This is a genomic window from Candidatus Neptunochlamydia vexilliferae (assembly GCF_015356785.1).
Lineage (GTDB): Bacteria > Chlamydiota > Chlamydiia > Chlamydiales > Simkaniaceae > Neptunichlamydia > Neptunichlamydia vexilliferae.
Genome location: NZ_JAAEJV010000028.1, coordinates 1 through 25876, shown reverse-complemented (window position 1 = coordinate 25876; position 25876 = coordinate 1). Strand labels below are relative to the sequence as shown.

Sequence of the window (25876 nt, the reverse complement as noted above, 5' to 3'; positions counted from 1 at the left end):
CACATTCCTGCTACCAATCCAAGGTGGTCCATATCTTTGCTCGAAAATTCTTCCATCATACAAGTCTCCAAAAAGCTTAAAAAATACTTGACAATGTACAACAATTCGATTATTATGTCCTTACCTTTTCTAAAAAAAGGTGTCCTTTAAAAATGCTCAACTTTCTACACTAACCTGCGGAATGTGGGTCAAATGTTCTTGCTTGGACCTTATTCTGCCAACTGCCAGGGTGAGCATCACCGTGAGAGCTAATCCCATTCTGAATTTCATCTTACTTAACCCTCGGATAAAGTGTTTCTCAAATCCAAATGATTCGTCTATCCGACTGTTAATTCTTTCTATGCTAGTTCTCATTTTATAGAGTCTACCCCACTTGTATGTTGAACGGGGCAGAGGGGTAAATATCCTTCGGTCTAATGACCGAGGGATCCTTACCGTATTTTTTACCGGGCACTGCTTTGCACCTGGACAGCTCATCCCATATGCTTTCATAGGACATTGATATTTAAGAGCATCCCTTTTTTCTTCAAACCCCTTATAGGCAAGTTCTTTTACCTCTCCTGTTTTAGGGCAGTGGCATGTGACCACCCCTCTCTGGTTATAACAAATATTTGTAAACTTCGGGTGATCAATGGTTCGACTTACTTCCCCATCTTTCCACATTTTCCGGATATCTATGACTGGTTTAATATGATATTGGTCCCATAGTTTATTGATCAGTTTAGTAGAGTCATATCCTCTGTCAGCCATAAAGTGCTCACTTCTTTCGACTAAGTCAGGGTGTTTCTGGCTAAGTTCCTCGGTAAGTTTTTCCGCAACTTTCACTTCTGAGCAAGAGGCTTTAGTGACTTCAAAGTGAACAGGCAACTCATATTTGGCATCTGAAATAAGGTGGAGGCGAAACCCAAACCATTCAGTAACCTTTTCCCAAGTTGTTCCATCTTTACGGAGCCCTTTTTTCTTTTTCTTTCCCCAGTCAGCATCATGCTCTCCCCTAAGGTCGCCTTTTTTAGAGCTTGTCTTATTTGCAAGGCTTTTTAAGTTTTTCCCATCTACAGCAAGATCCTTTCCAAAATCAGGTAAGAGCTTCATGAGCTCTTCTACTAAAGATCTAAACATCTCATCAAGCTCTGCTTGATGTTTAATAAGACTTGATAGAAACCGGTTATAAGCTGATTTGCCGGGAGCAGCCCTAAAGAGGTCAAAGCCACAGAGTTCTCTAAGCTGAGCGTTTCTTCTTAGCTCTCTTATTAAGCTATTGACAGATCGGTGTTCAAACACGACTCCTGCCAGAACTGAGTTCCACATAGCTCTTACAGGGTAATCATTCCGCCCTTTTCCCCGAACTTTTTCCAGGGTTTGCATAAGCTTTTCATCGGGGATTGTTTCAATTACAAGCTTTAATCTTTCTAGATCTCCAAGATTTTCAACTTCTTCCCACCCAAAAAATTCGAGTTGTGCTATCTTTGCCATTATCGCCTCCTATTGTGTGTGTGTGCGATGTTAGTAGTAGTCCCCCTATTTTATAGGGGGACGTTTTTTTTGACACTATTGGGGTCAAAATTTTGAAAATTTCTGAGTCTCAAAAACTCTTCCCTGGAAAGAAAATCCGAAATCAAGGAAAATTTGGGGGAAAGTTATTTGGAAAATAGATTTTTTCTATATGAGAATTTAACAGCGAGAAATCCTCTGTGGTGGTGAGATGATGGTTTGTTTGGTGGAGGGATAAGGAGGAGAAGCGGTGGTAAATGTCCAAAGAGCTATATATAGACATGTCGGGGGCTACGCCCCCCGCCACCCCCGTTGAGCTTCAACCTGGAAAGCCAAATCGATCCTCCTCGGGGGGCCGTGCGAAGCACTGATCCACCCACTCGGTCGGACCGATTTTGCACAGCCATCTCGAAGCCGCGGGCAGCTCACGGCACGGCTTTTCTCCGCCTCCGGCTTCGAAGCCGTGTCCGTTCGCTGGGGAGTTTTGTTTTTTTCTTCCCCAGCGAACTTCAAGTCCGAAGGGCGCCAGCCCCGTCGGATCTATATATAGTTTTTTGGATGCTTGATACCGGTTAAGCGTTAAATCTTTTTACCAGCTAAAACACTTCACGTTCTCGGTTCACGCTCTGATGCTTTGTTCAAAATGGTCTTTGTAGTTGTCGAAGTGGGCTTGGTCGGTCAGCTCATTGATATGGATCGGCACCGCTGTGGCAAAGCCCGCCTTTAAAAGGGCGATGTCACTTTCTGGGTGCTCATCATGGTCATGGCCGATCTCTTCAAGATAAAACTCAAGATGCCCCTCTTCATGGAGCTCTTTCCGTGGCGCTTCTAGCCAAAAGGCTCGCCCTTGCCGCGCCATCTTCACCCCTTGAATCGTTTTGTTGGGGAAGTTTACATTGAGGAAGGTTCCCTCTCTTAAAGGATGATTGACGATATAGTCTACGATGGGGGCGATATAGGGTTTCACTTGAGGGAACTCTTCTGTTTTTTCGCAGGTATAGGAAAAGGCAATCCCTGGAATTCCTTGAAGGATCCCTTGAATAACACATCCTGCGGTCCCACTATAGAGGATACTTCGCCCCGCGTTGGCCCCATGGTTGATTCCCGATACGATGAGGTCAGGGGGAGAGTCGGCAAGACCCCCGAGCGCTACTTTCACACAATCGGCTGGTGTCCCTTCCACCTTCCAGGCGGCAGAGTCTCCAAAGGTTTCTACCTGATGAACTTTGAGGGGGCCGTAGTAGGTGACGCTCATGGCTTTGCCTGACTGCTGTTTCATCGGTGCAACGATTGTGAGGTTAGCGATCTCTTTGAGTGCTTCCCAAAGGGTGTAAAGCCCTTTTGAGGAAATTCCATCGTCATTAGTGAGAATGATGTTGAGTTTTTTCATGATGCCTACGGGTAATGTGCGATAGGACGAAGATAGCAAAACTACTCAATAAAAATCCAGGAACAAGGGTGGGAATATCGATCGGAAATTGTTTGCTATAGAGGGGCCAAATTAAAGAGACCGCTCCACCCACAATAATTCCTCCCCAGGCGCCATACTTATTGGCTTTTTTCGAGTAGAGGCTAAAGAGGAGAAGGGGACCAAAAGCGGAACCCAGCCCCGACCAAGCAAAAAAGACAAGAGAGTAAATCGTGCTGATCTTAAAGAAGGCGATGGAAAAGGCAAAGGCGGTTACCAAGAGGACAAAGAAGCGAGAGACCCACAAAAGGTGTTTAGGCGACGCATCTTTGTGGAAGATCTTTTTGTAAAAATCTTCGGACAAACTCGATGCTAAGACAAGAATTTGAGAGTCCATTGTTGAGATGGTTGCACCAAGGATTCCACACAAGATAAGGGCTATGATAAAAGGGGGAAAAATGTCTTTTACCATTTTGACAAAGACAAGCTCTGTATTGGCAAGCCCTCCTGGAAAATAGGCGATCCCAATAAGACCGATGAGGGTGGCGCTACTAAGAGCGATGACCTGCCAAGACATTCCAACAGCCATCGATTTTTTGATATGAGAAACCTTGCGAATTCCCATAAACTTGGTGACGATATGGGGCTGTCCAAAATAGCCGATTCCCCAGCCACAGATCGAGAAAAAGATTTTCCAGAGCGTTTTTGGAGAGGTGTTTGGAATCATTGAAAAAGAAAGGCCATGGGTAGTGAGCGCTTCTTGGATTCCCGCAAAACCTCCCACCTTAGGCATGGCAATCACCGGGACGGCAACAATCGCTAAAAGGAGAAAAAAACCTTGAAAAAGATCGATCCAAGCAAGAGTGGTATATCCTCCAATAAAGAGGTAGGGGACAACAACCACGATTCCGACAGAGATTGCAAGGTGGTAGTCGATCCCAAAAAGGGAATCAACTAAGATCCCAAGTCCTACGATTCCTGCAGAAATATAAATCGTATAAAAAATCAAAGAGATGATCGCCGTAAAAATCCGGATCATTCCCGAGGTGTCATGAAAACGGCTCTCAAAAAACGAGGAGAAGGTTAAACTATTATACTCTTCGGTTTTCACCCGGACTCTTGGCGCTACAAAGAGCCAGTTGAGGAACATAAAAAGGCAGAGCCCCACAGCAAACCAACTGTTAAAAAGTCCTCCCGTAAAGATCACAGCAGGAAAACCCATAAAGAGCCAGCTGCTCATGTCGCTGGCGTGGGCAGCAATAGCGGTGAGCCAGTAGTTAAGGGAACGTCCCCCGATGATAAAGTCGGTTGCCGTTTGTTGTTTTCTGTAAGAGGCGAATCCAATCCCAAATAAGATCGCCACGTAGATTCCAATCGCTAAAAGTTCAGGTTTAATCACCGGCTTATCGCTTTTTTTGATCCATACTTTAAGGCTGCTTGTGCCAAGTTTGTTTCTACATTGGGGAAGCTTACCTTGATTTCTTCAAGGAGCTTTTTCACTTCCATCCGTTTAGAGTTTTGTCCCACGGGGCACTGGCAGGTGATGCGGGCATACCCTTCCTGCTTTGCAAACTCATAGAGTGCCTTTTCTGAAACATAAATCAAAGGGCGAATAATCGTCACCCCATAATCATACATCGGAACCTTTGGCAAATTCGCTGCAAACTCTCCCTTATGCAGAAGATTTAAGAGGAGGGTTTGAATGCTATCATCTTCATGGTGCCCAAAAGCAACCACCGGCGCCCCCACCTCTTTTGCCGCATCGAAAATCAGGCGGCGCCGCTCTCGCGAACACCGGTAACACGCAAGCGTCTCCCGTTTTTGGGTCGACTCACGAATGATTAGAGGGACCTCCAGCTTATCACATATCCCCCGTAAAAAACTTTCTTGGACCGAAGCGCCGCAAGAAAATTCTCCTGTTACATGGATCGCATGCAAGGGAAGATCAGGAAAACCCCGTCCCAAAATGGCCTTCAGCATCAGAAGCAATGTGATGCTATCTTTCCCCCCACTAAGAGCCACCGCAATCCCTTCAGCACCCTCGAGGAGCTGGAAGTCAAAAAGGGCTTTCCGGCAAGCACTTTCAATTTTTTTTCGAAGCTGAGTCATGGGTGAAGTATAACTCCTCTAAATAAAAAAAGACAAGAATTCTAGGGTTATATATACTGGCTTGTTAAAAAGGAATTTATGAAACAAGAAGTTGGCAGAAATGATCCGTGCCCCTGCGGATCGGGAAAAAAATTTAAAAAATGTTGCGCTCTGAAGTCGCCGTTGCAGCGGCGTACTTTTACTGCCGCCACCCCAAAATCGGTCGAAAATAGTGTGCAGCGGATCGCTGGGATGCTCTCTAAAGAGCCCCCTGCCGAACCCCCTAAAAAACTCGACGATAAGGTAAAAAAACAAAACGGCTCTTGATCGGAATCGCTCGATCTGATATAAAAAGCCTCTTTCTGCTGGAGTAGCTCAATTGGTAGAGCGCCCGACTTGTAATCGGACGGTTGAGGGTTCAAGTCCTTTCTCCAGCATTCTCTGTGAGTGCCCCAGGCACTCACGGGTCCCTTTGGGGGTGTCGCATAGCGGCAATTGCAATGGACTGTAAATCCATCGACTTCGGTCTTCGCCAGTTCGAGTCTGGCCACCCCCAACCATCTCGTCGGAATCCTTCAACGACTTGGCTGAGGTCTTTAACAACCTGAATTGCTGAACAATTTCAAAGCTTGGTTTAACGGTTCCAGGGCATTTTTGCTAAAAGGATACAAAGGGGGCAGATTTTTCTGATAAAAGAAACGATGAGCCCTATGCAAAGGATAAAGCAGATTGTTAGCCACCAAAGGTTAATAGTAAGTCCCAAAGTTAGACCGACTAGGTTTGCTAATCCAATGACTAAGTAGGTTTGGCTTTGAATTTTTGTGTCTTGTTCTATAGTAGGCTTTCCCATTAAAGTCTCCTTTCTTTTCGTCATAAATATTGTTGCAATTAAAAGTCAATATTCTTTACTGGTGGTTTTATGGCACATAAAAAGAGAGTTGATCCTATGTTTAAAAAGTACTTTGATATTGAAACCCCTATTGTTTACTTGGAAAATATTAAAGTGCAAAAAAAAGTAGAGGATCGCTTCAATCGGTCATGGAAACGGTTTTACAAAAAGGCTGAACCCCTTATCTCCGACTTTCGGCAGGAACGGTTCGATGCCTTTTTCAGACAGCTCGAAAGAGATGGCTGTGATGAACGGTATAATAGACGGATCGCGATCCGTTTTATTAACCCAGTTGTGGGCTATGGCGTTTTTGCTAAGGAGGATATCCCTCCTTACTCTACTTTAGTGCAGTATACAGGTCTTCTCATGCTCGATGATGATATCGATCCTGATCACGATAGCACCTTTTCTTTCTCAGACTATAAGACTTACTCCATTGATGCGGCCAAACATGGGAATTGGGCCCGCTTCATGAACCACTGCGCTGAAGGGGAAGCAAAAAATAATGCGATCCCTTGGGAGTATTATACAGAAAAGGGGCCACGCATTGTTTTTACCTCAGGAGCTCATGGAATTAAGAAGGGGAAACAGATCCTTTATTCTTATGGGGATGAGTACTGGACAGAAAAAAAATGTGTGAAATTTTAGAGAGTATTGTCAAATTCTCGCTGCTGTCTTAGCCCTTTCTATTGAAATCTCCAGCGTTGCCCTACTTCAAGAGCCCACTTTGGGGCTCTCTCTATTGGGCGCCTTGGAGATCTCTTATACCCCGGAGTGCTACTATATCAATTGCTTGAATTTTTCTTTTCCTCCAGGTTCAGAGGGGCAAAATGACCCCTGCTCTACTGGAGTATGTGGTCATTTTGCCCCCATAAACCTGAAAAAAAATCGAAAATCCCCTTAATTAATATTAGTAGCACTCCGGGGTTATAGAAAGAACTCTTCCATCAGAGATAATTTGACGACACTCTCTAACACTCTCAGCAAGATAGAAAATAAATAAAAATTATTATTTGAAATAAACTTTCTGGTTTTGTAATTAGTTAATTATAGAGCGAAGGCAATGCGATATAATTGCCCCTGCTCTTATTTGGGATTGTTTAAGGAGTAGGCAATGAAGAAACTAGATACACTTGTTTGTATTTTCCTTTGTCTTGGTGGTCTTAATTGGGGGCTGATCGGATTATTTAATTTTAATCTTATCGAAACTTTTATTAGACCTGAGTGGCTATATCGTGTGATTTATATCTTAGTCGGTATATCTGCAGTTTACCAAGCAGTAGGTTGGAAACAAATTAAAAAACGTTGGAAATAAATAGATTAAGCGGAGGATATCCATTACGTTGAAAAGACTAGATGGTTTAGCTGTCCTTTTCTTGGTTCTAGGTGGAATTGTTTGGGGATTCGTGGGACTGTATCGATTGAATTTGGTCGAGTGTGTCTTTGATCGCGAGTGGCTCGTCCGCATCATTTACGTGTTGTTTGGCGTCGCCTTTATCTACCATACGATCACTTGGTCCAAGGATAGCAAAAAGAAGAAAACAAAGCGTTAATCTTTGTGGATGAGCTCGATGTTCAAAGCGAGATCGTTTTTGCTCTGTACACGATAATTTTTGGAGTCGATGGACGGCTGCGGCTTCACCAGATTTCCTTTCTTCCTCACCCATAGCGCTTTGGCTATGGGATTCGTTATTCAAGAAAATCTGGTTTTGCCTCGCTCGCCCCTTGCCTTCCAAAAATTGTCGTGTGCAGAGTATTTTTTATTGAGCTAAACTCTACAGGCGTAGTACTTTGTTATTATGCTAGAAGAGTTGCTTCAAACCTATTCAAAAGAAGGGATCATTCATCACCTTCATACCTTCCTTACAGAGGAGCGGATTGCTAGGATCGATCAGGTTCTTGCTTGTCGCTTAAATTCTATTGAGGTCGCTCTTGAGGCTCCTTATGATATTCATAATGGTCTAGCGGTGATTCGTACAGCGGAAGCCCTAGGGGTTTCTCAGCTCCACTTTATCAATGCACAGATGAAAAAAGGGCAGGGGAAAAACACCACCAAGGGGACGCTTAAGTGGACACGCTTGACCCGTCACGAGACCCTAGAAGATTTCCTTAACAAAAAAAAGGTTCTCATTGCTGGAGCTTGTGCTGAAGGGGAAGTGCCTCTTGAGGAGCTTCCTCTCGACCTTCCCCTCTGCTTCCTTTTTGGCAATGAAAGGGAGGGGCTTTCTGAAGAGGCAAAGCAGCAGGCAGACATTCTTTTTAAAGTACCGATGTATGGGATGGTGGAAAGTCTTAATCTGTCGGTTGCAGCAGCGATTACCCTCTATGACTTTCTCAAAAGGAAAAGAGCACATCTCGGCAAAGAAGGGGACTTTACTAAGCAAGAAATCCTTGAGGAAAAAGCCCGTTTTTATATACGGTCTTTAGGAATCGAGCAATCTAACGAGATCCTTAAAAGGAGTCTATCATGAAGTGGTTCATCATACTTTTATTTCCCCTAGTTCTTTTTGCGAATGGGACAACATGTTACATCGGAGAGATTCGTTCTCAAATTCCTGGAGAAGAAAGGGCTGATCACTATGGCCTCCTTTTTTTGAAGCAAGCCACTTTTCCAGATGAAAAGCAGTTTACCGAGCACTGGCTTTTAAAGGCCCATGATGGGGAAGTGATCGAGTGGGAGCAGGCTTCCCAGCTTGAAGAAGATTTACATGAGATTACCTTATCAGGAGAGGGAGGAACGATCACAGGAACAGGAGAGCTTGTTGGCTTGCCCTGGCACTGGACTGTCCTTCGAGAAAAGATGGAACTCCATACCGAGTCGCCTATTGAAGTTGAAGTGGAAAATCGGATGGATAACGAAACGATTCACTCGATTGCCTATGTCTACTCAGTGGAAGAGGATGGAAGCCGCACCTTTTTTGCGATGTTTCGCGCGATTCTTTACACTGTCGATCAGGAGATGATCGCAAACTTTTTTAACCCTTAGCTCTTAGGGCTCGTAAAGAAATAAATACCTCAATTTGACTGGCTGCGACTTTGCTAAATTAAGCTTCTTCGTTGCCCTTCCCTATTGGGAATGATGCTCCTCATTCAGCTCAATTTTGCTGCATCTCGCTGAGTCAAATTAAGGTATTTATTTTTTTACGAGCCCTTGATTTCCTGGTACACTTCTCGAAGATAATCGAGAATTTCCTGAAGAATAGCGTCAATCGAGCGGTTGCATGAGACCCCTTTAAGGCTTTTCTCTTTTGAGTAATAGGTGATAAGAGGAGCCGTCTGGTTGTGATAGACGGTGAGCCGCTTGCGGATCACCTCTTCTTGATCGTCACTCCGCTTGATGAGGGGGCTTTCACAATGGTTGCAGCTTCCTTCCTTTTTGGGAGGGGAAGTGATCAGGTGGTAGGGAGCACTACATCCGCTACAAACCAAACGGTTTTCTAAGCGTTCAACAATCGTATCATCACTGAGCTCTAGGTTAATCGCGATGGTTTTGGCAAGGCTTCCGAGCCGCTTATGGTAAGCTTCTGCTTGGGCAAGGGTGCGGGGAAAACCATCAAGGATATATCCTTTTTCACAGTCAGGAGCGCTGACCCGGTCAAAGAGCATGTCGAGAATCAAATCATCGGGGACAAGCTTGCCGGCATCCATGTACCCTTTAGCCTTTTTTCCAAGAGAGGTTCCTTCCTTGACATTTGCACGGAGAAGATCTCCTGTTGAGATGTGGGGAACCTGGAGGGTTTTTGAAAGAATTCCTGCTTGGGTTCCCTTCCCAGCTCCAGGAGGGCCGAGCAAAATCACAACAACCGTTGCTTTTGCCTGATTTTTAGCTTCTAAAATAGGGGCGGCAATCACCGCTAGTGCCAATAAAGATGATAGTACAAACATGGAGCTATTATAACCCGGAGTGCTACTACTGTCAACTGCTTGAATTTTTCTTTTTCTCCAGGTTCAGAGGGACAAAATGACCCCTACTTTAGGCAAGTATGTGGTCATTTTGTCCCTCTGAACCTGACGAAAAATCGAAAATCCCCTCATTTGACATTAGTAGCACTCCGGGTTATATCCCGGGATCAATAACTATCCAAGCACATTTTCTCCCTTTTCCTTCTGGCCATTCCAGTCGGTATCAAAGTTAAACATAGCTGGGAGAGAAGTGCGGAGTCGGAGACTTTTGACCACATAGAATAGAAAGAGGATCGGCTGGTAGAAAAAGGGTTTGAGGTCATTTTTTGAAAAAACAAGATCTTTTAGGGTGAAAAGTTTTTTGAAAAAGGTGAAAAGCCTTCGAGTTTTCCACCCGTACAGGAGCATTCCCCAAACAATTTGCTTGGAATACCCCAATGTGGGTGTGATACAAGAGCTTGCTGGGTCTAAAAAGGCTTGGGGGATGTGGTCACTTTTCTGGGAGAGGTGGAGACCGCTGGTTCCGCGGGGGTTACACTCAATGGCATAGAGGGTTCCATCAGACTTTTCGATGAAATCAAAGGCAAATTGCCCGGTGAGCCCCTTTTTTTGGGCCTTGTTCACCTTTACAGGTAAAAAGTTCGCACATTTATCGGTGGTATATGTAAGAAAGATGCGTCGGGGGCGGGGCCCCCCGCTGCCCCCTTGAGCTTCAATCTGGCAAGCCAAACCGATCTTCCTCGGGGGGCCGTGCAAAGCACTGTTCCAACCCTCGTTCAGATCAATTTTGCAGAGCCATCTTGAAGCCGTGGACACTTCACGACGCAGCTCTTCTTCGCCTAAGGCTCCGAAGCTGTGTCAGTTCAGTGGATTTTTTTTAAGCTGAAACTCGAATCAAAGCGAATATGATAAGTGGCTAAAAATCTGAAAAAAAGAGGCTTGCTACTTGGTGAAAGATGAGCAAGGTTTTCTAGAAAAAAACCTTTCCAGCGAACTGACATGGCTTCGGAGCCATAAGCGAAGAAAAGCCATGCGGTGAGCTGTCCACTCCAAGATCAAAAAGGAGAAAAGAAAGCTAAAACCCCCTGAGGCTGAGTGAAATAAACCTAAAGCTGAGGTTATTAGCTTTCAAGGAGTTGCAACAAAGCAGATGAAGATGTTATGGTTGCAGAAATGTATAAGTTATTTTTGCCCAGCTCCTAAGTCAAGGGTAAATAGGGAGCGGGCTCCTGTAAGCAATATCTTCTTGTTCCCAGCCATAGCCTCACTATACCGATTAGAGGATTATTGATAACCTCTAATTCAATTGAGAGTGATAACCTCTTGATTAGGAAGAGAGCGGGGAGGGTTTTCGGAGAAAGTTATTGTGTGTGGAATGACCCGGTAACCGATAAAAGTTACAGGCATTAAGGCCCCTTTAGGAGAGGCTTTTTCGGGGAGGAAAAGACGCTTTTTATAGAGGGGGAGTTGGCTCCACCTCTTTTCCCGTTCAGCCATCGCAATGGGATGCAGCGTTCCTTTGATCGACACAGTGCGGTGGGTCCGAGGAAGGGGGAGGTGGAGAGCGGCATGAGGATGCAAAGAGAGGTCACGTCCGATAAAAAAGAGGGGACCTTCTTTTTTATCAAAGTGGACAATATCAACACTTTCAACGTGGGGATGTCCTTGGGCGGTGACCGTTGCAAGGGTTGCCTTCTGAAGAAATTGCCCTTCTGTCCACTCTTTTTCCTTTTTGCACCACTGGTTAACCTTTGTGATGGGATGGAGCTCCTTTCCAAAAAGAGTCCATGAAACTAGGAGAAGAAAGATGATTTTCATACCCGCCATTTTCAATTGTGTTCCCTTTTTTTTCAACAAATGTTTTAATCCTTCTTATGGACTACTTTGAATATGAACATAACGGAGCCTCCCTTGAAGCAGCGGCTATTGGCAAGAGACCGGCCATCTTGATCTTTCATGCCTGGCGCGGGCGGGATGACTTTGTTTTGGAAAAGGCGAAGTGGCTCTCAGAGCTTGGTTATACCGGCATTGCTCTTGATATGTATGGGAAGGGAGTTTTTCTCTGAGTCGGATGGAGGTGGCTGTTGCAGCGGTTAAAAAGGAGCTTAATCCGAAGCAGATGGGGGCGATTGGGCTTTGCTTTGGGGGACTTTGCGCTCTGGATCTTGCCCGCAGCGGCGCCGATTTGCAAGGAGTGGTCAGTATCCATGGTCTTCTAAATCCTCCTAACTATCCCTCAAAGCCACGGGCAAAAATCTTGGCTCTTCATGGCCATGACGATCCAGTGGTTCCCCCTGACCAAGTCCTTGCTTTTGAAAAAGAGATGAGTGAAGCAGGCGCTGATTGGCAGGTCCATGTTTATGGTGGGACGATGCATGCATTTACAGTGCCGACCGCTAACGATCCTATACCCAAACATGCTCGTCATGCCATCGAGCACTTTTTCGGTAATATCTACCAGTTATAGTACATCGATAAGACGCCTGAGATAAAATCGCTCGAGTTTCTTCCTGTAATGGTGAACCAGACTCCAGCAAGGAAGCCCATCCGATCGGAGGGGTTATATTCGATGGCAGGAGCGCAGCTAAACTGATCGTTAGAGGGAAGGCCCACCGATGCGGTTTGCCCATTTGCTGTTTTCCCTTTGTGTCCTGCAAACGTGCTATGGTTTTGGTAGGTATAGGCAAGATCTATCGCTAGAACCCATCTCTGGGTGAAGCTGAGCTCGACCGAGGTGTCGATTTGAATGAGGTTTCCAGGGCGGACACTCCCCCGCGTTTTATAGCCGCCCCCATAGGCATTAAAGCCTTGCACCTGCACGGTTGTTGGAATACCATAGTTAAGGGAAAGGCGCCAAGCAAAGGGGTGGGTTGTGACCCACCAAAAGACTTTCGAAACGTTGAGAGAAAAGTTAGTGAGGTAGGTCCCTTCCCCTGTTGCATCGATCCCATTTTTTCGGGGGTTGAGTTTTTCATACCGCCCTGTCGGCAATGTTTCTGTGAGTGTCATCCGAACTGCAGGTTTATAGGGGGATTCTTCCATCAGCTGAAAGCCCCACTCGACTTCTGTATCTCCCCAATAAAATGTATCTTGTCCCGATTGATTGTTATAAATTCCCTGAACGGTCACGGTAAAGTCGAGCCAAGAGAGACAACCCATTTGGAATAGGACAAGAGGATTAACGGTCCAGATGTCGGAAATATTGACCGACCGCCGGTTTTCATTAAAAAGGGCAAAGGTATTGGTGACAAATAAATAGGGTTGGACGACAAATTGTCCAGGGGGAACGTTATGAGCAGAAGGGGTGAGGAGAGGACCCGCATACCAAGGGTTAAACATCTTTCGAGCAATTTCAAAGTCAGCTTGCGCCTGGGCTAAATCGCGGTCCACCTTTTCGATAGGGGGAGGGGTCTTTGGAATTTTCTGTGGCTGCCCTTTTTCAAGTGCTACTAAGCAACTACAAGCTAAAAGAAATACAAAAACCGTTTTCAACATCTTACTTCCTATTCATTAGACTAAAAAGCATCTTACAAGGTAAAGAAAAAAATAGGAAGGAGAAAAATGATGGCTGGTATTGAAGGCGTACAAGGGGGAGGACACCATTCTAAAGATGAGATCGAGCGGTATCAAGATGATTACAAAAAGGGTCTCGATCTTTTTCACAAATCTTTCGAAGAATACACGAAGCCTAATGTAGAGTTTCATAAGAAAGAGCAATTGAAAAAGGTGATGGATGAAGCACTGGGCGTGATGAACGAAAGTGCTTCAGCGGCGCTCAAAGAGAGGAAGATCAAAGATGAAGAAAAGCTTAATACTGACTATGCCAACTTCATCAACGATCCGAGCCCCGAAAATCAAAAAAAAGTTGCAGAAGATATTCAGACCTTGTCGGAATAGGTGGAATAAGGGCATAATCATCCCTTATGTTGAAGCTTTACCCTGAAGAAACTCCCGCCAAAGTGGTTGAGGAAGCCCCTCCTACTTTTCGTCATGGAGGAAACAAACTTTTCTTTGTCAGTCTTGGGTGTCCCCGCAACCGGGTCGACACCGAGGTGATGCTCGGTATCTTGCTCAAAGCGGGTTATGAACCCAGCGATACCCTTGAGGAGGCCGACTACCTCATCGTTAACACCTGCGGTTTTTTGGAAGCAGCGCGTGAAGAGTCATTGGCAACGATTGGAGAACTCGAAGCCCAAAAGAAAGAAGGGGCAAAGGTGATTGTCACCGGTTGTATGGTCCAGACCCATGATAAGGTCATTCGAGAGCACTTTCCTCAAGTGGACTACTTGCTGGGCTCAGGCGACGTCGAAGGGATCTTGGGAGCGATCCAGGCCAAAGAGCAGGGGAGCGCCATTACTTCAGCACGGAGTTACTTAGAAGCGGGGGAAGTTCCTCGGACTATCTCTACCCCTTCCCACTATGCGTATTTGAAAATTGCTGAATGATGCAAAAAGCGATGTGCTTACTGCATCATCCCACAGATTAAAGGACCTCTTCGAAGCAAGTCACTCGAGCAGATCATAAAAGAGTTCCGTACCCTTCGGGCGCAAGGGATCCATGAGATCATTTTGATCGCTCAAGATCTAGGAGATTGGGGAAAGGATCAAGGCTATAAGCGGTCTCACGGGTTGGTGAAAGTTCTCGAAACTCTCCTTCAAGAAGAGGGAGACTTTTGGCTCCGCCTCCTTTATCTTTATCCCGATGAAATTACCTCTGAACTGATTGCATTGATGAAAAGTGATACGCGGATTTGTCCCTATCTCGATATGCCGATTCAACATGTTAACAATGATGTTTTAAAAGCGATGCATCGAGCCACCTCAAAAGAGGCAATTATTGAGTCACTTACCCTTCTAAGAAAGGAAATTCCTGACATCACGATCCGGACAAGCCTCATCGTTGGCTTCCCCGGGGAAACCGAAAAGCACTTTAGAGAACTTGTCGACTTTGTCGAGAAGTATCCGATCGATAATGTGGGGATCTTTGAGTATTCGAAAGAGCCGGGGAGTCGTGCGGCAGAATTACCCGATCAGATCCCAGATGTTGTGAAGGCAAAACGGCAAAAGCGCCTTGCAAAGGTGCAGCAAAAGGTGGCAAACCGCTTACTAAAGAAAAAAATAGGGCAAACGCTCGAGGTCGTTGTTGAGGGGCACCACCCCGACTCTCCCCTTCTCTTAAGGGGACGCCACCGGGGGCAGTGTCCTGAAATCGACGGAGAGGTGATCATCAATGATCCCTCAGGGATCGATGCCTTTGGCAAGCGGTATCAAATTAAAATCACAGATGCTGTGGGTTACGACTTGATCGGAAGTGTTGCTCAAAAAGATCAAAAATAAGATAATGGGCTCCCACAAGGAGAATTTATGGAAGCTTTAGCAAGACTCACCAACATTAAAATAAACACTGCAACAAAGGTCCTTCTAGGGGCTCTATTTTTAGCAGCGTGTGCGCAGATCACGATCCCCTTATATCCCGTGCCAATGACGATGCAGACGTTAGGCATTTTTGCTTTAGCAGTAATGCAGGGTGGTAAAAAAGCTTCCTATTCGACCCTCCTTTATTTGGTACTGGCAACGCTTGGTCTTCCCGTTCTTCCAGGAGGGGCAATCATTACCTCTTGGCTTGCCCTTCCAACAGTTGGTTACTTAGTAGCCTTTCCGATTGCAGCCTTTGTCATTGGAAAAATGGTCCAGATAAAAGAGCGCCCCTCTTCTTTGTGGATTGTAGCGAGCATTTTTGTGGGACAGGCCATTATCTATACCCTTGGGATATTCGGGCTGATGCAGTTCCTCTCTTTGAAGCAAAGTATCATGGTCGGAGTGGTTCCCTTCCTCCCTCTTGCGGGTGCAAAAGCACTTTTTGCTGCAGGGCTGGGTGGAGCGTGGCTCCGCTTCAGAAAAGCTCCTTAAGCAGCTTTTCTGCTAACACTTTTTCTGTTTCGATATGCACACCGGAAAGGAGAATATTTCCTTTCCCCACTTTGCAATGGATCACGGCAGGTTGGTCATCCGCATTCGCATAGCGGGCTAAAACGGTGGTGTTTGGGTATTGTTCGGTATGATGAAAGGTGCATCCCCCATTATAGTAGACATCAAAAATCTCTCCTTCAAAGGAGACTTTTGCAGTGCGGGCGCCTGCTTCGCTATCGTAAGAAAAAGAGCGGTCAGGGTAGATCGTTCCCACGGCGCTTCCGGGGAAAAAAGCCAGGTCCCTTTCTTCATGGACCTCGAGGGCGGTCCCTTTTTCAAAGATCACCTCCCCCGCTCCAAAGTAAGCCCCTGCGCAAATCCCTAAATAGGCGCCCCCCTCTTCGACAAAGCGGCGGATCTTGGCCGTTCCTTTTCCCTTAAGAGCGCGGTCGTAAGGGATGTCTCGCCCTCCAGGAAAAATGAGGAGTTTTGTCTCTTTTTCCCAGTCGGTTTCAATCAAGGTTTTGTGTTTCACCCTTTTCACAGAGGGAAAGAGGTGGCAGGTCTCTTTTAAGGAGCGGGGGCCCACCCCTTCATCGGCATAGACGAGGATCATTCGAAGATCCTCTGAAAGTTGAGCTCTTCACCCGCAAGGGTGTAGGCAATATTGGGGATCCCCTTCGTTTTTTCGATGAGGGTTTCGTAGTACTGGGTGTAGTCCTCAAGCGATTCGTGCAGAAGGGGGGCGCGGAGGCCGAGGAAGGTGAGGTCGGCATCGGTTGAGTAGTTGGAGATATGGGAGTGAAAGTCGGTGGTTTCATCGATATAGGATTTAAAGGAGAGGTTTTTAAAGCGGAGGGCCGCATGATATTTTTCAAAGAGTTTGGACATATGGATTTTAGCCGCTTCGTTTTTGACGAGGGTTTTGATCGTAATCGCCGCTTCTTCCCACAGTTTCCCCGACTGGAGGATATGAGAAAGGGCCAAGCTGAGCTCAAAGTTAGCATGGACATGCCCTCCCCACCAGAGGTCGATCTGCTTTCCCTTTTCGAGGTTTTGCCCCCGCAAGATGATAATGTTTTTCTGGAGCTCGTAAGAGGCGCGGATCAGATCACAGAATGACTCTTTCCCTTCTTTGGGGGGCTCGAGGATAATGGTGTTGGGTTGGAGGGGACCGAGACCATAATTTTGGACGATGTTATGGGTTCCTAAGACCTTTTTTTGGTGGGCATTGATATGGAAAAAGCAGGGGATCTCTTTTTCTCGAAAATACTCCTCAAAGGTTGTTTGAGTAATCGTGATTTTTTCAGGGTCTGAAAGGGTTGTCCCATAGGTTAAAAACCCTTTCGATTGGTTAAGGGCATGGGCAAAGTGGATCACCCCTTGATGGTGGAGCTCAGGATCCACGATGGCTAAGATATTGGGACGCCAGCTCCGGGGGTTTTTCTTGATATGGACCAGTTTGTTGGTTGCTGTTGAGGCAAAAAAAGAAAAGATACTATAGCGGATGTCATCCCAGTTTCCCTTTAGATTCCGCTTAGCGGTCCAAAAGCAAAGAGCGGCAACTGCGAGCAAGACGATAAAGCTCCAGCCCGCATTGATCATAAACATGCTGACAAGACAGGCAATGGTTCCAATAAAAGAGGCAAGAAGGGGCGTTTTAAAGAGGGGACGCCAGCTGGGGTTTTTGAGAAGGGTTTCAAAAAAGGCCACAAAGTTAAGGAGGCCATAGGTCATGAGACACACCATCGACAAGATGGGGAGGAGGTGGTTCATGTCGGTGAGAAGGGTCATCGCCGTTGCTAAGAAGGTGATCAAAATTCCTGCGGCGCGGGGCGTTTTTCCGAGTAAAGAGGGGAGGATTCGGTCTTTAGAAAGGGCTTGCAACGTGCGAGGGGAGGTGATGAGACTTCCCAAAGCGCTCGAAAGGGTGGCGCCCCACACTCCCAAAATAAAGAGAACGGGGATCTTTGAGGTGTAGTAGATAATCATTGGGTGGGAGCGGAGAAGATCGCTAGAAATTTCTTTGGAGAGAAAGAAAGCGAGCGAAGCATAAGCCAGGTAAGCGGTGACAACAGCCCCCAGAGTTCCAATAGCAAGGGAACGGGAGGGACTTTTTAAGTCTCCTGACATCGCCATCCCCGACTCGATCCCTGTCGTTGCGGGGAAAAAGAGGGCAAAAGCGGTCCAAAAAGAGATCGTTTCAAAAGAGGCAAGGGGGGTGATCGTTTCTGGAATGAGGGAGCTACTTCCTAGGAAAACTGAGACAATAGCCGTCATCACGATACAGAAGATGACTCCTTGGGTTTTAAGGGCAAAGTCGACGGGAAGCATGGCGACCATCCCAAGCGCAAGCAGGGTGAGCCCTTTCAGCAAGGGGAGAGAAATCCCCGGCATCAGCTCCTGCAAAGAGACGGCAAACCCGGTAACACAGACCGCAATCGTTGTCAGCTGGGCGACGGTCAAAAGGATTCCAATGGCACTTCCAAACTCCATCCCAAGAGAGCGGGAAATAATATAGTAAGAGCCTCCACTGCCCACCTTCATATTGGTCACAATCGAAGTCATCGAAAGTCCTGTTAGAAAAAGAATCGACGAAGCCATCAAGATAATCACAGTCATCTTGGAAAGGCCGATGTGGCCAGTGATCCACCCCAGTCGCATAAAGAGGATCACCCCGAGCATTTGCAAAACACTGGGGAGGTAAACCCCAGAAAAAGTGCCAAGCCCTTCGGGATTTCCTTCAACACGTGGGGGAAACCAGAGGTTGAAAGGACGCTTTAAAATACTTAACATGACCCAAGTATAGCAGAAATTTAGTTTGAATAAAAATGTTTTGTTTCTTTAACCTTCCCTAAAACAAAATATGAGGTTTTCCTGTGAAAGTTTTCTTTTTAATGCTCATTTCTGCCACGCTTTTTGCATCGGAAGCAGTGGATCGATCGCTGGTTAAAATTTTTACGACGGTGAAAGAGTATGACTATGAGTTTCCGTGGCAACCGCCGACAACCTATCAAGCGAGTGGATCGGGCTTTATCATTGAGGGAAACCGCATCATCACCAATGCCCATGTGATCGCTAACGCCTCCTTTATCGAGGTCTCTTCAGCAGGCTCTTGGGAGCGGTTTGAGGCAACGGTGAAGGTGGTGGGACACGACTGTGACTTAGCCCTTTTGGAGGTGGATGACCCCACCTTTTTTAAGGGGAAGCAGTTCCTGGAGTTTAGTGATGTTTTGGTTGAAAAAGAAGAAGAGGTGCAGGTGCATGGCTTTCCGATGGGGGGAAAGGGGGCCTCTGCCACAAAGGGGATTGTTTCCAGGATAGAGATGATGACCTATAGTCACTCGAGGATTTCCCTTCTCATTTCTCAGATCGACGCTCCCATTAACTTTGGGAATAGCGGGGGCCCCGTCCTTTCTGGTGGAAAGGTAGTGGGCATTGTCCATCAAGGGTGGATAGATGGACAAAATATCGGTTACATGATCCCGATCCCGATCATCCGTCATTTTCTAGAGGAGGTTGAGCGGGAGAACTATGAAGGGTTTCCTGAATTTTCTTTTCAATTTCAGCCGATGAGAAGCGCTGCCATGAGAAAATATTATGGGATTGATAAGGATCAAGGGGGGCTTTTGATCACAGACATTGCTGTTAACCACTTTCTATCTGGGTTTTTAGAGAGAGGGGATATTCTAATTGAAGTCGATGGATATCCGATTGACCGACATGGAAGGATTTACTTTGATGATATTGGGTTGACCCTCCCTTTCCGTTACGCGATCCGAATGAAACACTATGGAGACCCCCTGAAGGTTAACGTGATTCGGGATGGAGAGCTTTGTGCGTTTGAAACGGTTATCGATGCTGCCCAAAAAGGGGGTGATTTAGTCACCTTTGAATATGACAAGCCCCCTACCTACTACATTTTAGGGGGATTTGTCTTTCAACCCCTTGTTACAAACTGCATCAGCTTGGATAATATCAATGCCGCATTAACATTTTGCAATTATGCCGTTACAGGGAAAGTCACCGAAGATGTTGATGAAGTGGTCATTCTTTCCCATGTCCTACATGATCATGCCAACAAAGGGTATCAACAGTTTGAGAAAAAGATTATCGATACGGTCAATGGAAAAAAGATTCGGAACCTCCGTGATCTTATTGCCACTTTAGAAAGCTCCGATGCCCCTTATTATCACATTACGACAAGTGATAATATGGAGATGATCATTGATCGGGAGGTGGCGAATGAGCGGCATCAAAAGATCTTAAACCGTTACCTTATCCACTCAGGCCGCTCGAGCGATCTTCAATGAAGAGATTCTTCGTTGCTCTCCTTTTTTGTTCGGCCCTTTACTCTGGTGATTACCAGTTTTCAGGAACGTCGGCGGAGCGTCAAGAGAAAGTGGTCCAATACCTTACCTCAGAAGCGCCCCCCTTTCGTGGTGGGACCGCCCCCACCTCACGGGGGATTGGAACGGAGGGCGCTCTAAGCTTGCACGCGATGGGGTGGCCACCTCGATGGTCTATGTGACCGACATGCTTGGCAATCCTTTAGGGGGAAAAGCGCGGGGCTTTCCCTACGCTGGCTCCTTTGGAATCGATGTCAACGTCGACATCGGGAAATATACCATTTCAAAGGGGCTCTCTTTCTATATCTCAGCGGTTTGGCGGACAGGAACCAACTCAGCGCCAAGAAGATTGGGAACCAATTTCCCGTTGCCCAAGTTTACGGGGGGCAAAACATCCGCCTCAACGAGCTCTATCTCAAGCAAATCCTATGGGACAAAAAGCTTATCCTAAAAGCGGGCCGTCTCGATGCAGGAAATTACTTTCTTCAATCGAAGCTTTACTACAAATTTGTGAACAACGGTTTTGATGGAAACCCGATTGCTGTTTTTTTCAACGGTCCCTTCACCGCCTATCCCAACGCCACCTGGGGACTTTATGCCCAAGTCCGTCCCGTTCCCCGCATCTTAGGGAAGGTGGCTGCCTTTGTGGCTCAAGATGATGTGGCCGATAACAAATACCACGGGTTTAACTGGTCCCTTAACGGCTCCGACGGAACCCAGCTCATCACCGAGTGGTCCTACCAGGTCAACCAGCTCAAAGAGGACACCGGCTATCCCGGCAACTACTGGGTCGGCTACTTTTACTATACAGAGAGTAAAGGGGAAAAGTGGTTAGGGGGACACTTTAACGGAAACAGCGGCTACTATATCCTCCTCGACCAAATGATCTACCGTCACTCGAAAAGTGACCGGGGGCTCACCCCCTTTGTGGCCCTTCTCTTTGCTCCGAAAGACCGGAACCTCCTTCCCTTTTTCATTTCATCCGGGCTGGTCTATAAAGGGCTCTTTGCCTCCCGTCCCGATGACTATACCAACCTCGGTTACATCTATGGAAAATATAGTACAGACCTCCGCGCTGCGCAGCGGATTGCGAAAAAGACCCGGATGATGCCCCGTTTTGGGGGCCAGCCCCAAAACTTTGAAGCGGTCCTCGAACTCAACCACTGGTTTCAGGTCAACCCGTGGTTCATCATCGTTCCCGATGTCCAATATATCATGAACCCTCGCGGGCTGGGGAACATCCGTGATGCCCTTGTCATCGGCGCCCAGATTAGCATCACGCTGTGATGTAAAGCGGCTTTACATCCTAGTGCTCTGTCAACCCTAAGAATTAGGATATCTTGATTCATCTTTTCCCGGCTGGCTTCGTGTTCGATCTCACAAACTTATAAATCCACAATTTGCCAGCCAAAAAAAGGCCTTGTTCACCTTTACAGGTAAAAAGTTCGCACATTTATCGGTGGTATATGTAAGAAAGATACGTCGGGGGCAGCGGGGGGCTTGCCCCCGACGCATCTTTCATCCAACTAAGTATGCAGACTTAAAAAAATAAGGGGCTTGTTGTTCAGGAAAAAGTGTGCGAAAAGGTGAACAAGGCCGATTTTTGGAAGATTTTTGCAAATTTTGCCGTTTGATGGAAACTCACATACCCTTTAGGGTAGGGTGTTTGCATCAAACGGCAAAAATTGTGAAAAGAACCGAAAAGCGATCATCAGTAATTTTGCAATTGGCTCTGAGGTTATTAAGAGACCTTCGTTCCCTTTTCGTAGCGGACCTCGGTCACCTTTCCTGAAGGATCGTAGTTTTTCTTAACCCCATCGAGTTTTCCTTCGATAAAGTATTGCTCTAAACGAAGTTTCCCATCGTCATAGTATTTGACAAACTTTCCATGTTGAACACCATCTTTATACTCCGCCTCAAAGATGAGTATTCCTGACTCATTCCAGTGCTTGGCCGCTCCATGAAGCTTATCTTCTTTATAGGAATAGATACTATTGAGTCGCCCATCATTAAAGAAGGTTTTCTCTTCTCCTTCTTTCATATCATTGGCAAAGTTGATCACTTTATGAACCTGTCCATTTTGAAAGTATTGCTGAGAAAGACCTTCACGGAGATCCTTTTTAAATGTGAGGCGGATCGCGAGCTTTCCACTCCGATGAAAAAGCTCTGCCTCCCCATCCTTTAACCCATTTTTATAGGTTGTTGTGCTGATCTTTGCTCCGCTGGGGTCGTACTCGGTCACAATGCCAGAGAGTTGATTGTCTTTATAGGTCGCTTCAATGGCAACGCTCTTTTCCCCTTCAGTAAGTTCTAAGGGATAATAGACATAGTGAGGACCTTCCCTCTTGTTATTCACATAGTGGTAGACAATTTCACGCCCTTCTTGATCCTTTTCAAGATGACGTCCTTCCAACTTTCCTTTCTCAAAACGTGACTCTTCAAGGAGGTTTCCCTCTTCATCCCAAAGCCCCTTTAAACCATGGAGAACTCCATCGCTATAAGAGATCACCGTCTTCGTTGCTCCAGAAGGGTAGAAGGTTTTTTGCTGCCCCTCGAGCTTCCCATTTTCATTATAGAAATAGAGGTTAGCAATCCCTGTTCCCTTTTCTTCATTAGGAGGGAAAAACTCTGTTTGCTTTCCTGTTGGCGCTCCTTTGCTAAAGTGACGAATAAACATCTGACTTCCATCTTCATAATAACCCATTGCTTCCCCTTCAAGAAGATCACCTTTAAAAGTTTCAACAACTTTTAGCTGACCATCAGGGTAGTATTGCTCATGCTTCCCCTCTTTTTTTCCATCGAGGAAGTGGAAGACCTCCATCTTATCTCCCGAATCATAGTAGGCAATATGGGCACCCATGGGGCGATCTTGATCAAACGTTCCTTCAAAGATTAGGACCCCATTTTCAGCCCATGAGCGGAAGGTTCCATCTTTTTTCCCTTGATCATACCGCGCCTCTAAGCGCAAGACCCCATCCTCATGCCACTCCCGCTGCTCACCATGGAAAAGGGAGTTGACAAAGTGCTTTTTAAGTCTCATTTGACCATTAGAATACCACTCAACAAATTCACCATCCTTATTCCCTTCCTTAAAGACCGCGCGCAATGCAGGGTTTCCATCTTCATACCACTGCTCGAAAAGGCCATCTCTGACTTTGTTTTTATAGTGTCCAAATAGTTTGATCTGTCCTGAAGGGTAATATTGCTTCTGCTCTCCCTCAAACTGTCCCGAAGCATAGTGGCAATCATTCTGCAGCGCCCCATCAGGAAACCACGATTTATAAGGGCCTTCAAGTTTCCCCTCTTCATTTTGAGAGTACTCAGCAACTTTCTGCCCATTTTCATCAAACTCACGGATCGGCCCCTTCTGCTGTCCTTTCCTACTATAGACCGCGAGGTAGGCCATTGTGCCATTCTCATGTTTCCGCCAATGTTTCCCTACCTTTCTCCCCTTGATATGTTGTCCTTCACCAAAGAGCTTTCCTTCGGTATTAAACCAGCACTCTTTTCCATCTTTTTTCCCATCAACATAGCGGACATGATAACTTTGCCGCTCATTGGGATGATATTTGATATGGTCGCCACAAGGAACTCCTTCGCGAAAGTCCTGCACCTCAACGATCGCATGATTCTCATCATAGCGAACAACTGCCATCTGACTTCCTTCCGAATAGAGCTTTCCCCTTACATATTGGTACTCAGCTCTTTCACTTCCACCTTCATACCACTCAATCATCTTTCCATGGATTTCCCCATCAACGTAAGGGATTAAAACCTCACGGTTTCCACTTTCATAATAACTGGTATAGTCGCCAACAAGCTTCCCCTCTTCATACTCACCCTCTGCGGCGAGTTTTCCATTCTTATGGTAGGAGTAGAGTTTCCCTTCCGGTTTTCCCTGATTAAAGGTGGTGATGTGCTGCACTTGATCTTTCGAGTGAAAGACCTTCATCGGCCCATGAAGAAGGCCCCGATCAAAGAAGGCAATCTTCTCGACCTCTCCATTTTCACGTAAGCGAACACTGGCTCCATGAGGAACAATTGCCCCTTTCCACTCTTTAAAGCCAGGAGAGTCTTCCGAAACAGTCGTCAGATCTGTCTCCTCAAAAGGACGTCCCGATTCAAAAAGATGGATCCGCTTTACAGCCTCTTCTTCTCCCATCTCATTGTCGGTATAAAAAATAACAAGCTTCGGGGTCCCATTCGGATACTGCTCCAAAACCTTCGGGCGCCACTCGGGCATCCGCATCCGGAGCTCTTTTGCAACGGGGGTAATCTCCACTTCATAATTCTCTTGTCCAAAAAGGAAAACTGGCAGCAGGGCCAAACTAAAAATAAGGGCTTTAAACATCAAAATCACCAAAAAAAAATTCTTGTACGGGCTCGATGGGAAAACAAACCCCGTGAGCATATACTTGCCCCATGATACCCTGGAGGGACACCTAATGTCAAATAAGGGAATTTTTGATTTTTTTTTAACTCTACCTGATCGCTACAGGTCTGGGGTATTCATCGTAAAAAATTTCCCTTATAGACCCATTTGGGAGAGTTATTGTGGAAAGCCCAGATGGGCAGTATTCGTAAGTCGATGAGTGTCTGAGGGGGTCAATCGTTTTGACTAGTTTTTCATAAGAGTCATATTCATATTCGGTTACTCGATCAGAAGCATCTGTAAGGGAGGATAGATTTCCCGAAGCATCATAGGAAAAATGACTTGACTTTTGCCCTGAAGTGGTTTTGATAATTTGATCTCGGGTGTCATAGTCATATTTTACCACCTTTCCTTGGGATTGAACTTCTATTAGGCGATTCCTTTCATCATACTTTCTATCAATGATGATCCCATTGGGAAGTTTTATTTGAACGGGAAAGCCAAGAGCGTTATAGCAGTAGGTTTCTTTTTGACCATCTGGATATGTGATTGATTTCAAAAGGTTAGAATCTCCATCATACTCGAAAGTGGTAAGATACCTAATATCACCTTCAATAACAGCTTGGCCATCAATAACTCCAATAGAAGAGAGTAAAAAAGGGCGATAAACTTCGATCAGCCGCCCTTGGGGGTCGTATTGATAAAGAACTTTATTTCCTTCACCATCAATTTCAGAAGAGATCTTTTCTTGGGAGTTATAGGAAAAACGCCTTTCACCCTCGTACTGATCGATGACTTTAATAAGATTGCCTTGAGAGTCATACTCGTACTCGATCTCTAAGCCGGTGCTTGTGGTAACTTTTTGCGGCCCACTCTCTTTTCCATAGGTAAACTCTATTTCCCTCCCTAGGGCGTCTTGGATGAGCTTAGGGCGATACTCTGGATCAAAGTGATGTTCATAAGCATTTGCCACTCCTTCAATACTTGCATATCGATCTCGGAGGTTGAAAGCTTGAGAAATAAGGTTTTCTCCGATGACTTGTTCAGTGGCGCGATGGTACTCATCATACTTGGCTGAAAAAATCTTATTGCCCCTGCCGTTATAGATGGCAGCAAGTCTATTCCCGTCATCATAGTCGTAACAGCTAAGCGTTCCCTCATTATCTCGCACTTCTTGGAGTCTCCCTTCGAGACCATACTCGTAATATAGCGTTTTCCCTCCGGGGCCCGCTACACTATGAAGATGGCCATCGACATATTCAAGGGTGATAGCTTGTCCAGAAGTGTGGGAGATTTGGGTAAGATACCCTTCCTCATAGTGATACTCAAGCCCTTCTTTGTTTTGATCAAGAAGGTTGGTAAGTTGCCCAGGGTTATTTGGTAAAAAAGATTTGTCATAATTCCAAATAGTTGAGATAAGTATTAGCTTCAGCAAGGTACAAAATAGGAGCTAGCTAAATGGGAAAA

23 protein-coding genes, 2 tRNA genes and 2 pseudogenes are annotated in these 25876 nt (G+C 45.9%); 15 read left to right on the top strand and 12 right to left on the bottom strand.

The features are described from left to right. Positions 1 to 156: 156 nt before the first annotated feature. From NEPTK9_RS05765 to NEPTK9_RS05750, 4 genes are all read right to left on the bottom strand, one after another. Positions 157 to 1473, bottom strand: a complete 1317-nt coding sequence (locus tag NEPTK9_RS05765; protein WP_194847882.1) for a transposase — start codon at positions 1471 to 1473, stop codon at positions 157 to 159. Between the two features lie 637 nt (positions 1474 to 2110). Then, entirely contained in the window at positions 2111 to 2881 is a 771-nt protein-coding gene (surE, locus tag NEPTK9_RS05760; protein WP_194847881.1) for a 5'/3'-nucleotidase SurE, read from the bottom strand. After that, entirely contained in the window at positions 2853 to 4298 is a 1446-nt protein-coding gene (locus NEPTK9_RS05755) for a sodium:solute symporter family transporter (protein WP_194847880.1), read from the bottom strand. Before NEPTK9_RS05755 ends, surE begins: the two co-directional genes overlap by 29 nt. Further along, positions 4295 to 5008: a tRNA lysidine(34) synthetase gene (locus NEPTK9_RS05750; RefSeq protein ID WP_194847879.1), complete on the bottom strand. Its 714-nt coding sequence runs from the start codon at positions 5006 to 5008 to the stop codon at positions 4295 to 4297. Before NEPTK9_RS05750 ends, NEPTK9_RS05755 begins: the two co-directional genes overlap by 4 nt. A 78-nt stretch (positions 5009 to 5086) precedes the next feature. On the opposite strand from NEPTK9_RS05750, the gene NEPTK9_RS05745 reads away from it, so the two are divergent. The 8 genes from NEPTK9_RS05745 (at position 5087) to NEPTK9_RS05710 (ending at position 8862) form a co-directional block, all read left to right on the top strand. After that, on the top strand, positions 5087 to 5314 hold the full coding sequence (locus tag NEPTK9_RS05745; protein WP_194847878.1) for an SEC-C metal-binding domain-containing protein: 228 nt from the start codon (positions 5087 to 5089) through the stop codon (positions 5312 to 5314). Between the two features lie 37 nt (positions 5315 to 5351). Continuing rightward, positions 5352 to 5424: transfer RNA gene (locus NEPTK9_RS05740), tRNA-Thr, on the top strand. A 37-nt stretch (positions 5425 to 5461) separates the two neighbouring features. After that, positions 5462 to 5543 (top strand) — tRNA-Tyr (locus tag NEPTK9_RS05735). 363 nt (positions 5544 to 5906) lie between these two features. Next, positions 5907 to 6524, top strand: coding sequence for an SET domain-containing protein-lysine N-methyltransferase (locus tag NEPTK9_RS05730; RefSeq protein ID WP_194847877.1), 618 nt, complete (start codon positions 5907 to 5909; stop codon positions 6522 to 6524). 466 nt (positions 6525 to 6990) lie between these two features. After that, complete coding sequence (locus NEPTK9_RS05725; protein WP_194847876.1) at positions 6991 to 7191, top strand: DUF378 domain-containing protein; 201 nt, start codon at positions 6991 to 6993, stop codon at positions 7189 to 7191. A gap of 28 nt (positions 7192 to 7219) precedes the next feature. Beyond that, positions 7220 to 7429, top strand: coding sequence for a DUF378 domain-containing protein (locus NEPTK9_RS05720; protein ID WP_194847875.1), 210 nt, complete (start codon positions 7220 to 7222; stop codon positions 7427 to 7429). Positions 7430 to 7675: 246 nt separating this feature from the next. Then, positions 7676 to 8347, top strand: a complete 672-nt coding sequence (locus NEPTK9_RS05715; RefSeq protein WP_194847874.1) for a TrmH family RNA methyltransferase — start codon at positions 7676 to 7678, stop codon at positions 8345 to 8347. Next, entirely contained in the window at positions 8344 to 8862 is a 519-nt protein-coding gene (locus tag NEPTK9_RS05710; protein WP_194847873.1) for a hypothetical protein, read from the top strand. The genes NEPTK9_RS05715 and NEPTK9_RS05710 overlap by 4 nt, the downstream gene beginning before the upstream one ends. A 155-nt stretch (positions 8863 to 9017) precedes the next feature. On the opposite strand, the gene NEPTK9_RS05705 is transcribed toward NEPTK9_RS05710, so the two are convergent. The 3 genes from NEPTK9_RS05705 to NEPTK9_RS05695 form a co-directional block, all read right to left on the bottom strand. Further along, entirely contained in the window at positions 9018 to 9761 is a 744-nt protein-coding gene (locus NEPTK9_RS05705) for an adenylate kinase (protein WP_194847872.1), read from the bottom strand. 192 nt (positions 9762 to 9953) lie between these two features. Then, complete coding sequence (locus tag NEPTK9_RS05700; protein ID WP_194847871.1) at positions 9954 to 10508, bottom strand: ATP-grasp domain-containing protein; 555 nt, start codon at positions 10506 to 10508, stop codon at positions 9954 to 9956. Positions 10509 to 11081: 573 nt separating this feature from the next. Continuing rightward, positions 11082 to 11597 carry a pyridoxamine 5'-phosphate oxidase family protein gene (locus NEPTK9_RS05695; protein WP_194847870.1) on the bottom strand — a complete coding sequence of 172 codons (516 nt, stop codon included), beginning with the start codon at positions 11595 to 11597 and terminating at the stop codon, positions 11082 to 11084. Between the two features lie 56 nt (positions 11598 to 11653). Here NEPTK9_RS05695 and NEPTK9_RS09845 point away from each other — a divergent pair. Further along, a pseudogene (locus NEPTK9_RS09845) lies at positions 11654 to 12246 on the top strand (dienelactone hydrolase family protein). On the opposite strand, the gene NEPTK9_RS05685 reads toward NEPTK9_RS09845, so the two are convergent. After that, a complete protein-coding gene (locus NEPTK9_RS05685) occupies positions 12234 to 13274 on the bottom strand; it encodes a hypothetical protein (protein ID WP_194847869.1) in 1041 nt (346 codons plus the stop codon). The pseudogene NEPTK9_RS09845 and the gene NEPTK9_RS05685 overlap by 13 nt on opposite strands. A gap of 66 nt (positions 13275 to 13340) precedes the next feature. Here NEPTK9_RS05685 and NEPTK9_RS05680 point away from each other — a divergent pair, with 66 nt between their 5' ends. From NEPTK9_RS05680 to NEPTK9_RS05670, 3 genes and pseudogenes are all read left to right on the top strand, one after another. Beyond that, positions 13341 to 13676, top strand: coding sequence for a hypothetical protein (locus NEPTK9_RS05680; RefSeq protein ID WP_228547044.1), 336 nt, complete (start codon positions 13341 to 13343; stop codon positions 13674 to 13676). 26 nt (positions 13677 to 13702) lie between these two features. After that, positions 13703 to 15115 (top strand): annotated as a pseudogene (gene rimO, locus NEPTK9_RS10010) (30S ribosomal protein S12 methylthiotransferase RimO). Positions 15116 to 15142: 27 nt separating this feature from the next. Next, on the top strand, positions 15143 to 15688 hold the full coding sequence (locus NEPTK9_RS05670; protein WP_194847867.1) for a biotin transporter BioY: 546 nt from the start codon (positions 15143 to 15145) through the stop codon (positions 15686 to 15688). On the opposite strand, the gene NEPTK9_RS05665 is transcribed toward NEPTK9_RS05670, so the two are convergent. Together NEPTK9_RS05665 and NEPTK9_RS05660 are read right to left on the bottom strand one after the other, a co-directional pair. Further along, positions 15672 to 16304, bottom strand: coding sequence for a BPL-N domain-containing protein (locus tag NEPTK9_RS05665; protein ID WP_194847866.1), 633 nt, complete (start codon positions 16302 to 16304; stop codon positions 15672 to 15674). The genes NEPTK9_RS05670 and NEPTK9_RS05665 overlap by 17 nt on opposite strands. Then, positions 16301 to 18484, bottom strand: a complete 2184-nt coding sequence (locus NEPTK9_RS05660) for an APC family permease (protein ID WP_194847865.1) — start codon at positions 18482 to 18484, stop codon at positions 16301 to 16303. The genes NEPTK9_RS05665 and NEPTK9_RS05660 overlap by 4 nt, the downstream gene beginning before the upstream one ends. Before the next feature lie 83 nt (positions 18485 to 18567). Here NEPTK9_RS05660 and NEPTK9_RS05655 point away from each other — a divergent pair, with 83 nt between their 5' ends. From NEPTK9_RS05655 to NEPTK9_RS05645, 3 genes are all read left to right on the top strand, one after another. Then, positions 18568 to 20001: a PDZ domain-containing protein gene (locus NEPTK9_RS05655; protein ID WP_194847864.1), complete on the top strand. Its 1434-nt coding sequence runs from the start codon at positions 18568 to 18570 to the stop codon at positions 19999 to 20001. Next, positions 19998 to 20219, top strand: coding sequence for a hypothetical protein (locus tag NEPTK9_RS05650; RefSeq protein WP_194847863.1), 222 nt, complete (start codon positions 19998 to 20000; stop codon positions 20217 to 20219). Before NEPTK9_RS05655 ends, NEPTK9_RS05650 begins: the two co-directional genes overlap by 4 nt. A gap of 133 nt (positions 20220 to 20352) precedes the next feature. Next, positions 20353 to 21324 (top strand): carbohydrate porin, encoded by a 972-nt coding sequence (locus NEPTK9_RS05645; protein WP_194847862.1) that lies wholly within the window; start codon positions 20353 to 20355, stop codon positions 21322 to 21324. A 454-nt stretch (positions 21325 to 21778) separates the two neighbouring features. Here the strand turns inward: NEPTK9_RS05645 and NEPTK9_RS05640 are convergent, their stop codons facing one another. Continuing rightward, positions 21779 to 24388: a toxin-antitoxin system YwqK family antitoxin gene (locus NEPTK9_RS05640; RefSeq protein WP_194847861.1), complete on the bottom strand. Its 2610-nt coding sequence runs from the start codon at positions 24386 to 24388 to the stop codon at positions 21779 to 21781. Between the two features lie 130 nt (positions 24389 to 24518). Next, positions 24519 to 25844 (bottom strand): RHS repeat protein, encoded by a 1326-nt coding sequence (locus NEPTK9_RS05635; protein ID WP_194847860.1) that lies wholly within the window; start codon positions 25842 to 25844, stop codon positions 24519 to 24521. Between the last annotated feature and the right edge of the window lie 32 nt (positions 25845 to 25876).

Excerpts from the sequence above, each read along its gene's own strand:
- surE (WP_194847881.1), bottom strand. The coding sequence starts at position 2,881 with ATGAAAAAACTCAACATCATTCTCACTAATGACGATGGAATTTCCTCA.
- NEPTK9_RS05640 (WP_194847861.1), bottom strand. The coding sequence starts at position 24,388 with ATGTTTAAAGCCCTTATTTTTAGTTTGGCCCTGCTGCCAGTTTTCCTT.
- NEPTK9_RS05670 (WP_194847867.1), top strand. The coding sequence starts at position 15,143 with ATGGAAGCTTTAGCAAGACTCACCAACATTAAAATAAACACTGCAACA.
- NEPTK9_RS05680 (WP_228547044.1), top strand. The coding sequence starts at position 13,341 with ATGATGGCTGGTATTGAAGGCGTACAAGGGGGAGGACACCATTCTAAA.
- NEPTK9_RS05725 (WP_194847876.1), top strand. The coding sequence starts at position 6,991 with ATGAAGAAACTAGATACACTTGTTTGTATTTTCCTTTGTCTTGGTGGT.
- NEPTK9_RS05660 (WP_194847865.1), bottom strand. The coding sequence starts at position 18,484 with ATGTTAAGTATTTTAAAGCGTCCTTTCAACCTCTGGTTTCCCCCACGT.
- NEPTK9_RS05715 (WP_194847874.1), top strand. The coding sequence starts at position 7,676 with ATGCTAGAAGAGTTGCTTCAAACCTATTCAAAAGAAGGGATCATTCAT.
- NEPTK9_RS05765 (WP_194847882.1), bottom strand. The coding sequence starts at position 1,473 with ATGGCAAAGATAGCACAACTCGAATTTTTTGGGTGGGAAGAAGTTGAA.
- NEPTK9_RS05695 (WP_194847870.1), bottom strand. The coding sequence starts at position 11,597 with ATGAAAATCATCTTTCTTCTCCTAGTTTCATGGACTCTTTTTGGAAAG.
- NEPTK9_RS05750 (WP_194847879.1), bottom strand. The coding sequence starts at position 5,008 with ATGACTCAGCTTCGAAAAAAAATTGAAAGTGCTTGCCGGAAAGCCCTT.
- NEPTK9_RS05745 (WP_194847878.1), top strand. The coding sequence starts at position 5,087 with ATGAAACAAGAAGTTGGCAGAAATGATCCGTGCCCCTGCGGATCGGGA.
- NEPTK9_RS05665 (WP_194847866.1), bottom strand. The coding sequence starts at position 16,304 with ATGATCCTCGTCTATGCCGATGAAGGGGTGGGCCCCCGCTCCTTAAAA.
- NEPTK9_RS05705 (WP_194847872.1), bottom strand. The coding sequence starts at position 9,761 with ATGTTTGTACTATCATCTTTATTGGCACTAGCGGTGATTGCCGCCCCT.
- NEPTK9_RS05685 (WP_194847869.1), bottom strand. The coding sequence starts at position 13,274 with ATGTTGAAAACGGTTTTTGTATTTCTTTTAGCTTGTAGTTGCTTAGTA.
- NEPTK9_RS05650 (WP_194847863.1), top strand. The coding sequence starts at position 19,998 with ATGAAGAGATTCTTCGTTGCTCTCCTTTTTTGTTCGGCCCTTTACTCT.
- NEPTK9_RS05710 (WP_194847873.1), top strand. The coding sequence starts at position 8,344 with ATGAAGTGGTTCATCATACTTTTATTTCCCCTAGTTCTTTTTGCGAAT.
- NEPTK9_RS05730 (WP_194847877.1), top strand. The coding sequence starts at position 5,907 with ATGGCACATAAAAAGAGAGTTGATCCTATGTTTAAAAAGTACTTTGAT.